This is a genomic window from Blautia sp. JLR.GB0024, from assembly GCF_037000545.1.
Classification (GTDB): domain Bacteria; phylum Bacillota; class Clostridia; order Lachnospirales; family Lachnospiraceae; genus Blautia; species Blautia celeris.
The window spans coordinates 548,561-560,824 of the sequence record NZ_JBANBF010000002.1 but is presented as its reverse complement, the minus strand read 5'-3'; the positions used below and the strand labels follow the sequence as shown (position 1 = coordinate 560,824).

The window sequence follows — 12,264 nt, the reverse complement described above, 5'->3', positions numbered from 1 at the left end:
CTTCTCATTCCCTATTTATAAATCTTTCACTCTGAATTCGTAATCTCTTTGAGCTTCCTTTCATTTCTTATCTGAATGTTCTACCCAAATCCCTTTATGGACTCTGATAAAGCCTTCTCTGAAATGGTCTTCACTCTTCTTGGATATTTAAATTCCGGTGTCTGATAAGATTTATTGAAAGTTCATATCAAATCTATTATGGATAATAAAAAGCTTCTAAACAAATAGTTCGGGCTATTTTGTTTTCAAAACATTTCTTTATACATTTCTTCGGGATATAAAATAATTTACTTCTTTTTCAAGAACTTTTAAATACAACAGGCTAATCTCAACGAATACAACTTATTATATCTTCTGCATTTTTTATATCTTTGAATGATGTATAAATACTTTGTTCTTTCAAAATATATTTCTTTACATATATTTTGAAACCTTTTTATTACTTTTGTGGTAATTGTTCAATATGAGGGCACTTTTTGATATATCACCTAACCGCTTTTTTATCCTCTTAATAGGATTCTTCTTCGGTCTTTATGTAGTTAGGTCTTTCTCTAGGGAACTATGCCTTACCACTCTCATATTGATAATTGATATTCGCTATTTCCAATGGAATATACCTCCTTATCAATATTTCAAATAACACCTTTTACATTACTTTTTATCCTTGGTACTGTTATTCTTTTGTACTTTATGGATCTCTCATACGTAGTACGTTTTAACATTACTCTGATTCCTATTATGTATTCTCCATACACTTTAAGGAGATATAATGTTTTATCTTTTGTACCTTGTAGCCAACTTCCTAAAAAAGATTTATCTTCTCTATGTTTAAGAATTGGTTATGTAGTAATGTGTTGGTGTTTTCTTTTGATGGTTATATATTACCATGGGTTGTTTTATTTGTCAATATATTTTTTGAAAAAAGTTTTGTTTTTTTATAAGTTATATTTTTAACATTATTAAGCTGTAAATTATATATTTTTATATGAATTTACTACACAATTTACGAAAAGCATAATAATTCTGAACATTGAAAATTGCCAAAATAAAACACCGTGCGACACATTATTTTATCCTCCAATCCAGAAATATCTGGTTTTGTCGGATAAATCCTGTGCCGTACGGTATTTATGTTAACCTCTGTAGTAGTTGATCAGACAGCCTTTCAGAATGATCTCTCGTTCATCATCTGTCAGATCACCGATTTTCACTGTGAATTCCCTGCAGGAATCTCCTGCCACGTAAACCTTGATTTCTTCAGCCTTCTCCTCAACAGCTTTTCTGATTCCCGGAAGAAGCAGATAATCGCCTTTTTTAAACGGCAGGCTGCCAGCCGGGACCAGAAGGGGGAGCATACCCCAATTGATCAGGTTGGAACGGTAACGCTTGGTGGCATATTCATTGGCGATATTGGCCCATCCGCCCAGTACCTTCTGACAGGACGCAGCCTGTTCCCTGGCCGAACCGTCGCCTGGTTTTACGGCATAGATAGTGCTTCCGATACCTGTATTGGAGCTGTCCATGTCAGGGCATACCGTTTTCAGCTTCTCCCATACGGACTTCAGCTCCGGTACAGCTTCCAGCGGACAGTTTCCGGCTTCTCTGGCCTTCTCCGCAGCCTGGATTTCCTTGGCAAGCGGTACATACTCAGGGTCTTTTCTGGAGAGGGTAAATTCGGCAAGTCCCAGAGGATTGGAGCGGAAGGATGATGTTTCACCTGATGGGATCAGCTCATCTGTTGTGGTGACCGGATCATGAATCTCAGAAACCACCTTCAGTACCAGGTTCTCTGTGAGGGCCGGCATTTCAGGCCAGTCCTTGATATTCGGTCCGAACTGTATCTCTGTGTCCGGGTCGGCTTTGCCTTTGCTGTCAAAGACGCGGTTCTCGTAAATCGTTTTGTCAAAGAAATAGCGGGGTTTTGTATATTTAACATCAAAGTCCGCTGCCGAGGTCAGATATCCCCTGTTTGCTGCTGTGGCTGCTATGGAACGGGCATCCATCAGTGCAACGGAAGAAATCTGTCCGTTCTGGATCTTGGAGCCCTCACGGTTCGGGAAATTTCTGGTAGAGTGGCGGATACTGAGGGCATTGTTGGCAGGTGTATCCCCGGCGCCGAAGCACGGTCCGCAGAAAGCAGTCTTGACCACAGCACCTGTCTGCATCAAATCTGCCAGGACACCATTCTTGGCGATCTCCATGTAAATCGGTGTACTGGCCGGATATACACTTAAAGTAAAGGCATCCGCACCGATGCTGGAACCTCTTAATATATCAGCGGCATCGCAGATATTTTCAAACCCGCCGCCCGCACATCCGGCGATGATTCCCTGTTCCACATACAGTCTGCCGTTATGTACTTTATCCTTCAGGGTAAACGGAATCTTGCCGTCCAGGCTCACCTGTGCCTTTTTCTCCACGTCATCCAGAATATCCATCAGGTTCGCATTTAGTTCTTCTATTGTATAGGTGTTGCTTGGGTGGAACGGCATGGCGATCATGGGTTTCACCCGGCTTAAGTCCACATAGACCATTCCGTCATAGTAAGTCACTGCACCGGGAGACAGCTCTTTATACTCCCCGGCTCTTCCGTGAACCTCATAGAAGTCCTTAATGGTATCGTCTGTTGTCCAGATGGAAGAGAGGCAGGTCGTTTCTGTGGTCATAACATCAATTCCGATACGGAAATCAGCGCTGAGTTCGGCAACGCCCGGGCCTACAAACTCCATGACTTTATTCTTAACATAACCGTTGGCAAACACTGCACCTATGATAGCCAGCGCAACGTCCTGGGGACCTACGCCCGGCATCGGCTTTCCGGTCAGATAAACGCCCACAACCTCCGGTCTGTGTATATCATAAGTCTTGCCCAGAAGCTGCTTCACCAGCTCCGGACCGCCCTCACCCATAGCCATGGTTCCCAGAGCACCGTATCGGGTATGGCTGTCCGATCCCAGAATCATTTTTCCGCCGCCTGCCAGCATCTCCCTGGCAAACTGATGGATAACTGCCTGATGGGGCGGCACATACATTCCGCCGTAGCGTTTTGCGCAGGTCAGACCAAACATGTGGTCATCCTCATTGATGGTTCCGCCCACTGCACAGAGAGAGTTGTGGCAGTTTGTCAGTACATAGGGGATTGGGAATTTTTCCAGCCCTGAAGCCCTTGCAGTCTGAATGATCCCAACAAATGTAATATCGTGGGATGTCAGTTTATCGAATTTAATTTTTAAATCATCCATATTTCCGGATGTATTATGCTTTTCCAAGATAGAGTAAGCCATTGTCTGTCTGGATGCCTCTTCTTTGTCAAGAGACGCTGCACCTGTCATCTGTGCAACTGCTGCTGCCGCTTCAGGACCGTCTTCCACAAGCTCAGTTCCATTCACCAACCAGACACCGCCATCGTAAAGTTTTACCATGATTGATCCTCCTTGTCACCGTTTTGTATCATTGTATACACTTATACAGTTCTTTTCTATTATACGCATTATCACGCTAAAATGCAAGTATTTTATCTCTCTATCACTTTATTTAATTCCAGTGCCTTTGTCGTTCGCACATTCTCAGGAAAACATCGGAATATTTGATGATCTGTAAAGATAAAAGGCTGCCGGCAAGATTTCCTGATGTACGTATGGACGCAAAAGTTTTTCTTATCGTATATAGAACAGATAAATGGGCCGTTAAAATCCATAAGTTATGTATAAAATCTAAAGGCTCTTTGCATTTTATCTGTAAAGTGTGACCAAAACCAAGGCTCACTTGCTTAGTTTACGTATTAAAGCCAAAGATTCCCTGCTTTTTATCTGTAAAGTGTGACCAAAACCACGGCTCACTTGCTTAGTTTACGTATTAAAACCAAAGGTTCCCTGCTTTTTATCTGTAAAGTGTGACCAAAACCAAGGCTCACTTGCTTAGTTTACATACTAATACCAAAGATTCCCTGCTTTTTATCTGTAAAGTGTGACCAAAACCAAGGCTCACTTGCTTAGTTTACGTATTAAAGCCAAAGTTTCCCTGCTTTTTATCTGTAAAATGTGACCAAAACCACGGCTCACTTGCTTAATTTACGTATTAAAGCCAAAGTTTCCCTGCTTTTTATCTGTAAAGTGTGACCAAAACCAAGGCTCACTTGCTTAGTTTACGTATTAAAACCAAAGGTTCCCTGCTTTTTATCTGTAAAGTGTGACAAAAACCATGGCGCGCTTACTTAATTTACAGACTAATACCAAAGATTCCCTGCTTTTTATCTGTAAAGTGTAGCCAAAACCAAGGCTCACTTACTTAATATACATACTAAAACCAAAGGTTTCTTCCAATTTATCTGTACTTTCCTTCACAACAGCAAAAAAGCTGCCGGATGCCACAAGATCTGCTCCCTGCTGCAGTCATGGGCCTGTATAGACAAAATGACTACGGCAGAGAACGTACTTACGCGGCACGCGGCAGCTCTCTTATATCAGGTCCGGGCAGTAAGTGCGGGGCCCGGCTGAATCGTTAATCCTGTTTTTTCATAAACTCCATATAGCTGGAAACCATCAGCGCGATCTTGAATGTCAGTGCGTCGTCAAACACCCTGATATCAAGTCCTGTGCTCTTCTGAATCTTCTCCAGTCTGTACACCAGTGTATTCCTGTGCAGGAAGAGCTGGCGGGATGTCTCTGAAATGTTCAGATTATTGTCAAAGAATTTGTTGATGGTGTTCAGAGTCTCATCATCCAGGGATTCCGGCAGCTTGCCTCCGAATACCTCTTTCATGAACATTTCACACAGAGGCATGGGAAGCTGGTAGATCAGACGGCCGATTCCCAGATTGTTGTATCCCACAATGGTCTTCTCCACATAGAATATTTTACCTACGTCAAGAGCCATCTTCGCTTCTTTATAAGAACGTGATACATCCTTGATCTCATTGATGATATTGCCGTAGGACACGCGCACCTGGGACATAGCCTCAGCATTGAGCATATCCACGATCATCTTGGCAATGCTCTCAATGGATTCGTAATTGTCAGTCTCTTCCAGATTCCGAACAATGATGATATTTTTCTCATCAATCGCTGTGATGAAATCGTTTGTTCTGGACACAAACAGGTTTTTCAGAATCTCAATGGCATCCTGATCCTTCTCATTTTTGGTCTCGACCAGAAGCACTACTCTCCTGGCTTCCACCGGGATATGCAGTTTTTTTGCACGGTTGTATACATCTACCAGAAGCAGATTGTCGAGGATCAGATTCTGGATAAAATTTGACTTATCAAAACGCTCTTTGTAAGCCACGATCAGATTCTGAATCTCCGCAACAGCCACGCGGCCAATCATATAGGCATCCTCATTGCCGCCTTTTGCGATCAGAATAAACTCCACAGACTGCCCGTCATAAATCTTGAAGAAATGGTAGCCTTTCATTACCTGGCTGTCCGCCATTGATTCCACAAAGCCGGACACATCACCGAAATCTTCATTCTCAACCGGAAATGTAGTAGAGTTTACCTTTCCATCCACATCCATAACACAGAGATCTATCCTCGTTATGGTTCTCAATTCTTCTAATGTCTTCTGTATCACCTGGCTTGAAATCATAGTTATTCTCCTTCTGCACACTTATCAAAAATACTAATATATCAATTACTATAACGTATTTTCGACAAAATTTCAATTTTTTATTTTCGTACACTAGAGCCTGTTTGAAAATTCATTCCGACAATCTGTGACGTACAGCTTGGCGAAAGCAATTTTCAAACACGCTCTAGGCTGGCAGCTTTTCCTATATAAAAACTGCCGCAGATAAATCCGCGGCAGTCTGTATCTTTTCATAACAATTAGTTTGTGATAACCTGTTCTGTTTCTTTGTCGAATACGTGAATCTTTTCCAGATCCAGTGAGAATTTAACAACATCGCCTGTTCTGGCTGTTGTACGCGGATTAACTCTTGCTGTCATCGGGAATCCTTCTGTGTCAAAGTATAAGTAAACCTCAGCACCAAGTAATTCGTAAACAGTGATCTTACCTTCGATTACGCTGCCCGGGAATGCCTGAATACGAGCTTCATCATCGTATACGTGCTCAGGACGAATACCCATAACAACTGTCTTTCCGTCATAGCCGCCGTCGATGAGCGGTTTTCTCTTGGAAGCAGGTAAAGCGATTGTAGTTCCGCCGATTTCCAGTTCAACTTCATTGCCTTTTACGTGGCATACTGCATCCATCATGTTCATCTGAGGAGAACCGATGAATCCTGCTACGAACAGGTTCTTCGGAGCGTTGTATAAGTTCTGAGGTGTATCAACCTGCTGTACGATACCGTCTTTCATAACAACGATTCTTGTACCAAGTGTCATAGCCTCTGTCTGGTCATGTGTTACGTAGATAATGGTTGCACCTAATCTCTCATGCAGTTTGGAGATCTCAGTACGCATCTGTACACGAAGTTTAGCATCCAGGTTTGACAGAGGTTCGTCCATCAGGAATACTTTAGGTTCACGCACGATAGCACGTCCCATAGCAACACGCTGTCTCTGACCACCGGAAAGAGCTTTCGGTTTACGGTCTAACAGTTTCTCCAGGTCAAGGATCTTAGCTGCTTCTTTAACCATTTTATCAATCTGGTCTTTCGGAACTTTTCTCAGTTTCAGACCGAATGCCATGTTATCATATACGGTCATATGCGGATACAGAGCGTAGTTCTGGAATACCATTGCAATATCTCTGTCTTTAGGTTCTACATCATTTACAACCTTGTCACCGATTTTTAATGTACCGCCTGAAATTTCTTCCAGACCTGCGATCATACGAAGTGTAGTAGATTTACCACAACCTGAAGGACCTACGAAGATGATGAATTCTTTATCTGCGATTTCAAGGTTAAAATCTTTTACTGCTTCGAATCCGTTTGGATATGTTTTGTTAATATGCTGTAATGATAAGCTTGCCATTTTCATTTCCTCCTAATTGTTACGCGTCTCTTTGCTTTGATTAACTGTTACAAGTATAACACTGACACCCGGTTTTTTACCATGGTTCAATTAAACAAAGATTAAATAAAGTCTTTGTTATCATCTCTAAGAAAATACACCCTATTGGCAATTTACCGAATTTTCTTTTCTTCAATATACAACTTGCACAATGGATATCATTTCTCCATATTTTGCCTGCAGTTCGCGGGTTTCACGGGAAATATGATGGTTGTCTTGAAAAGGTCTCCGTCCAGATAGATCTCGAACCTCCCGTTCATAAGCTCTACCAGGTTCTTGGCAATGGAAAGTCCCAGGCCGCTGCCCTCTGTGCTCCTGGACTCATCCCCCTGGATGAACCGTTCGGTCAGCTCATCCGCATCGATGTTCAGGGGCTGGCTGGATATGTTCTTCAGGGAAAAGGTGACTTTCTTTTCATCTGCCTTCATGTCCGCATATACCCGGCTTCCCGGAAAGGCGTATTTGACAATATTGCCGTACAGGTTATCCATGACTCGCCACAAAGCCCTGCCGTCGGCGCAGATATACACATGCTCCTCAGGCATGCTGTTCACGGTCTGCAGCCCGCGGCTTCGGAGCTGCTCAAAGAATTCCCCCTGTACCTGCTGCTGGAATTCCCGGAAGTCTATCTGCTCGGGCTGGATATGGAAATTGCCGGAGTTGATCTTGGAGACTTCAACCAGGTCCTCCATTAGGATCTTCAGACGCTCTGTCTTCTTGTCCAGCACATCCACATACTCCTCGATCTTGGGATTTTGTATCTCCTCCCGCTTCAGAAGGCCGATGTAACTGATGATGGATGTGAGGGGTGTCTTTAAGTCGTGGGAGACATTGGCGATCAGATCCGTCTTTCTGCGCTCATTGCGCACACTCTCCTGGACGGCTTTTTCCAGATTGTCGCCGATCCGGTTGATGTTGTCCGCTATCTCCGCGTTTATCCGGTTTAAATTCTCTGTTGGTATTTTATATGTAAAATCCTCATCGGAAATCTTCCGCACACCGTCCAGCATCTGCTCCCTTGCGCTTATCTCCCTCAGAATATGGCCTCCTGCGTAGAGGTTCATAAAAACAAGTATTACAGCTCCCACTGTCCCTCCGCGGCACAAGAGAAAGCTCAGCACCACATAGAGGACAAATCCCGCCAGAGCAAAGGCCGCCTTCTTACCGCCCCGGATGCCGGCCCTGTAATTGCCGATGATCTGGGATACTATGCTGCCCCTGCCGAGAGTCCCCATTTTCCCCCTGCGCACAATACTCAGGACTCCCACCAAAAGAAACACATAAATAAATAAGAGCATCACCACATTGCCTGTTGCCCGGGGAGGCGGAAGGATCTCCTCCATGCTGCGTTTTACGATCACTGCCGCCAGACACAGAAGCAGACCCATGGGTACCAGCAGAAATTCTATGGAGATCTTGTCAAAATACCTGCTCAGCCGCCTTTCCTGCCCTGCCCTTTTCACTGTCATCACACAGAGTGCCAGAAGGGAAATGAAGAAAACGGCAGCGGAAAAGATCAGGCCTTTCGGAAAGGTACGGATGAACCAGGACCATTTGTGATAAAACTGGCTGCCGCCCCACAGATAATCCTTTGCTGCAAATGTCCTGTCAATCCAGACGGAAAGGGTGATATTTTCCGTATCCGAAATATCCTCGTTGAGCTTTTTTATGATGTCATATTTCATCTCATAGGACAGAGGTACATCTGTATCCAGGAAAAAAGTATCTCCCTGGAACAGAAGTCTGGCGGAATTCTGCTTCTCTTCTTCCAAGGTGCAGTTAGTGTACACCAGGCCGGTCTCCACATTCTCAAACCTGTACTTAATATTGGTGTTCTCCGCTTTGAATCTCTCCTTGTCCTTTACATACTGAGGCATCTCAGCGTCAATTTTTAACAGGCACACAGCCAGTTCGGAGGCGCAGTGTACTTCGCTTGCACGCCTCAGGTTCTGCTCCGACATGACAAACTCCAGAATGCTGTCATAGCCCTGAGGCGTATACAGTTCATCCAGGGTTCCCTTGATCTCCTTCAGCTCACTTACACTGTACAGATTCTTCTCATTTTCCCGGATATAGGATTTCCACCACTTGTAGCTCTCCTTCTGCTCACTCCAGTCATAGAGCTGCTGCAGGGTGTACGCCAAACCGTTAGTGTTGCTGCCGCTTATGATTCCCTGCTCGGCATATTCCAGAATGTCTACCTGCTTGTCAGGGTCATACTTCCCGTCTGTCTCAAAATTCATTCTGAGGCGTATATAGTCAATAAGCTCTGACATCTCATTCTTTACATTCTGGGCATAATCCCTGGTCTTGTAGTAAGGAGGTGTCTCCCCCGCAAGCCAGCCCGGATCCTGCCATACCTGATAATAGTCGGCAATGATAATGTAGATCATCACGATCACTGCAAATAAAAAATGCAGGATCAGGGTCCCTGGATAACAGAACGGACGCCTATTCCTGCCGGGTTTTTTCTCTTTTCTGCCTCTAAATATTTTCAATTTTGTATCCCACTCCCCAGACTACTTTCAGATACCTCGGGTTCTTCGGATTCAGTTCGATCTTCTCCCGGATATGGCGGATATGTACTGCCACCGTGTTGTCAGCACCGATAGCTTCCTCATTCCATATATTACGATAGATCTGCTCAATAGAAAATACTTTCCCCTTATTTTTTAAAAGAAACAGAAGAATATTATATTCAATGGGAGTAAACCGCACTCCCTTACCATCCAGGGTCACCTCTTTGGTGTCGTCATCCACCACCAGTCCCCCGGAAAAATAAATGTGTTTGTCCTGCCCTTTCGGCATATTTCCCAGTTCTGTATAGCGTCTGAGCTGGGACTTTACCCGTGCGATCAGCTCCAGGGGATTGAATGGCTTCTCCATATAATCATCCGCTCCGGCGTTGAGCCCGGCTATCTTATCCTCATCCTCTGTTTTGGCTGTCAGGCAGATGATGGGAATCGTTGAAAATCTGCGAATCTGTGTGATTGCCTGTATGCCGTCCATTTTCGGCATCATGATATCCACGATCAGCAGGTGCACATTCTCCCTGCGCACCACTTCCGCAGCCTCCATTCCATCATAGGCACACAGTACCTCATACCCCTCCTCCGAAAGATAAAGCTCTATGGCATGCACAATCTCTCTGTCATCATCACAAACAAGTATCCTGAACATGTTAACACCTCTTGTCATTATTTTGCATCCAGCACCGGCATCCTTCCGGGATACCTGTGCCCTGAATCATCTCAGGACGTGGCGTCACTGCTGTAGATTTATTATACCATTGTTTCGACATTTACCGTAAAAAACGAACGCAAATTCCGGAAAATTAAGAAAAACTTAAAGATTTCCTTTCAAATATACAGATAATGAACGTTTCACAGCCATACAGCATTAACAAAATGGAAACTTCTGGTATTTTCTAAAATAACAGTAATTCTTTCAAGATCGCTTTACATATCCTCCATTCTTTTTTATAATAATACGAATTAGACAAATGCAAGGGAAAGGAATTTTACTATGTTTCGATTGATGGGAACCATTTATAAAGACACACATGTGGTCAAGAGCACCGTCATATGTGATGAGACAGACATGAACCGCACCAAGAAAGTATTTCACTGTCTGGACGCCATCTGTTATGAGTTCGATTTGGAAAAGCCCCTGTGGCTGGATGTGAATATCAAGGATTTCCAGAAGCATGCAAAGGCGCGCTTCAACCAGGATAATTTTATCGAAGTGCTGGATTTTGATTATCTGGAAATACAGGTCATTGAAGAGGGATGAGAAAAACAGCCCGCCCGGAAGTTCCCGGGCGGGCCTTTCTTTCCTTACAGTCTTTTCAGTAACTCTTCTCTTCTGTCCTCGTATCCCGGTTTTCCAAGGAGTGCGAACATGTTCTTCTTGTAGCTCTCAACACCCGGCTGATTGAAGGGGTTCACACCTGACAGGTAACCGCTGATACCGCAGGCAAATTCAAAGAAATAGAACAACTGTCCAAGGTAAAACTCGTCCTGTCTCGGGATTTTAACCATCAGGTTCGGGGTATTACCGTCTGTATGGGCAAGGATTGTTCCGTTCATGGCGCTCTTGTTTACGAAGTCCATGCCTTTTCCGGCCAGATAGTTCAGGCCGTCTAAGTCATTCTCTGCTTCTTTGATGGCAAGGTCTTCTTTGGGCTCTTCGATGGCAAGAACAGTCTCGAACATGATTCTGGAGCCATCCTGGATAAACTGTCCCAGGGAGTGCAGGTCTGTGGTAAAGTCCACGGATGCCGGGTAGATGCCCTTCTGATCCTTACCTTCGCTCTCACCATATAACTGTTTCCACCACTCTGCAACATAGTGGAGGGTAGGCTCATAGTCAGCCAGAATCTCAACGGATTTGCCTTTTCTATGAAGAATGTTGCGGACTGCCGCATACTGCAGCGCGTCATTTTCCGCATACGGAGTATTCAGTGCCAGTTCTCTTCCGGATGCTGCACCTTCCATGAGCTTATCAATGGAAACACCGCTCACTGCGATAGGCAGAAGTCCAACGGCTGTCAGCACGGAGAAACGTCCTCCCACGTCATCCGGAACTACGAAGGTCTCATATCCTTCCTCTGCTGCCAGGGTCTTTAATGCGCCCTTGGCTTTATCTGTTGTAGCATAGATCCTTTTTGCTGCCTCTTCTTTTCCGTATTTGTTCTCTGCCATCTCTTTGAACACACGGAAAGCGATTGCCGGCTCTGTTGTTGTACCGGATTTTGAAATGACATTAATGGAGAAGTCTCTGTCTCCGATCACCTCAGCAAGGCCTTTTACATATGCGCCGCTGATGTTGTTGCCTACATAGTAGATCTCCGGAGCTTTACGGGCTTCTTTTGTAAGATTGTTATAAAATGGATGGTTCAGGAAATCGATGGCAGCTCTCGCTCCCAGGTAGGAACCGCCGATACCGATCACAAGCAGAACATCGGAATCATTTTTAATCTTCTCCGCTGCTTTCTTGATGCGGCCGAACTCTTCTTTGTCATAATCTACCGGAAGGTCGATCCATCCCAGGAAGTCATTTCCAAGGCCGTTTCTGGATACCAGGGTCTCTTTGGCCGCTTCCACCATTTTTTGCATTGCTGTTACTTCTTCTTCGCGGATAACGTCAGCGGCTTTTGAATAATCAAATGTAACTTTGTTTCCCATTGCTCTCTTCTCCTTTTTCCTGTCGTTTGCCTGAAGCTGACCTGACACTTATCAGGGCAGCATGTCCAACTCAACTTGAACGTTGTCACTCAACAAATATA

At 44.3% G+C, this 12,264-nt stretch carries 8 protein-coding genes; 2 read left to right on the top strand and 6 right to left on the bottom strand.

Annotated elements, in window-relative coordinates:
• Window positions 1–1,133: 1,133 nt before the first annotated feature.
• A complete protein-coding gene (locus V8Q34_RS06665) occupies window positions 1,134–3,422 on the bottom strand; it encodes a hydratase (RefSeq protein WP_186970948.1) in 2,289 nt (762 codons plus the stop codon).
• 1,078 nt (window positions 3,423–4,500) lie between these two features.
• Window positions 4,501–5,586, bottom strand: coding sequence for a PucR family transcriptional regulator (locus V8Q34_RS06660; protein ID WP_033142031.1), 1,086 nt, complete (start codon window positions 5,584–5,586; stop codon window positions 4,501–4,503).
• 114 nt (window positions 5,587–5,700) lie between these two features.
• Here V8Q34_RS06660 and V8Q34_RS27515 point away from each other — a divergent pair, with 114 nt between their 5' ends.
• Window positions 5,701–5,778, top strand: coding sequence for a DUF6783 domain-containing protein (locus tag V8Q34_RS27515; RefSeq protein WP_353963996.1), 78 nt, complete (start codon window positions 5,701–5,703; stop codon window positions 5,776–5,778).
• A 47-nt stretch (window positions 5,779–5,825) separates the two neighbouring features.
• On the opposite strand, the gene V8Q34_RS06655 is transcribed toward V8Q34_RS27515, so the two are convergent.
• The 3 genes from V8Q34_RS06655 to V8Q34_RS06645 all read right to left on the bottom strand — a co-directional run bounded on the left by V8Q34_RS06655 (window position 5,826) and on the right by V8Q34_RS06645 (window position 10,157).
• Window positions 5,826–6,938 (bottom strand): ABC transporter ATP-binding protein, encoded by a 1,113-nt coding sequence (locus V8Q34_RS06655; protein ID WP_033142032.1) that lies wholly within the window; start codon window positions 6,936–6,938, stop codon window positions 5,826–5,828.
• A gap of 197 nt (window positions 6,939–7,135) precedes the next feature.
• Window positions 7,136–9,475 (bottom strand): sensor histidine kinase, encoded by a 2,340-nt coding sequence (locus tag V8Q34_RS06650; RefSeq protein ID WP_186970949.1) that lies wholly within the window; start codon window positions 9,473–9,475, stop codon window positions 7,136–7,138.
• On the bottom strand, window positions 9,462–10,157 hold the full coding sequence (locus V8Q34_RS06645; protein WP_033142033.1) for a response regulator transcription factor: 696 nt from the start codon (window positions 10,155–10,157) through the stop codon (window positions 9,462–9,464). The genes V8Q34_RS06650 and V8Q34_RS06645 overlap by 14 nt, the downstream gene beginning before the upstream one ends.
• Window positions 10,158–10,502: 345 nt before the next feature.
• On the opposite strand from V8Q34_RS06645, the gene V8Q34_RS06640 reads away from it, so the two are divergent.
• Entirely contained in the window at window positions 10,503–10,769 is a 267-nt protein-coding gene (locus V8Q34_RS06640) for a hypothetical protein (RefSeq protein WP_033142034.1), read from the top strand.
• 44 nt (window positions 10,770–10,813) lie between these two features.
• Here V8Q34_RS06640 and V8Q34_RS06635 read toward each other — a convergent pair whose 3' ends face one another.
• On the bottom strand, window positions 10,814–12,163 hold the full coding sequence (locus V8Q34_RS06635; RefSeq protein ID WP_033142035.1) for a glucose-6-phosphate isomerase: 1,350 nt from the start codon (window positions 12,161–12,163) through the stop codon (window positions 10,814–10,816).
• Window positions 12,164–12,264 lie beyond the last annotated feature (101 nt).

Bases quoted from the DNA above. Each gene is read 5' to 3' on its own strand.
- V8Q34_RS06665 (WP_186970948.1), bottom strand. From the start codon at position 3,422: ATGGTAAAACTTTACGATGGCGGTGTCTGGTTGGTGAATGGAACTGAG.
- V8Q34_RS06660 (WP_033142031.1), bottom strand. From the start codon at position 5,586: ATGATTTCAAGCCAGGTGATACAGAAGACATTAGAAGAATTGAGAACC.
- V8Q34_RS06655 (WP_033142032.1), bottom strand. From the start codon at position 6,938: ATGGCAAGCTTATCATTACAGCATATTAACAAAACATATCCAAACGGA.
- V8Q34_RS06645 (WP_033142033.1), bottom strand. From the start codon at position 10,157: ATGTTCAGGATACTTGTTTGTGATGATGACAGAGAGATTGTGCATGCC.
- V8Q34_RS06640 (WP_033142034.1), top strand. From the start codon at position 10,503: ATGTTTCGATTGATGGGAACCATTTATAAAGACACACATGTGGTCAAG.
- V8Q34_RS06635 (WP_033142035.1), bottom strand. From the start codon at position 12,163: ATGGGAAACAAAGTTACATTTGATTATTCAAAAGCCGCTGACGTTATC.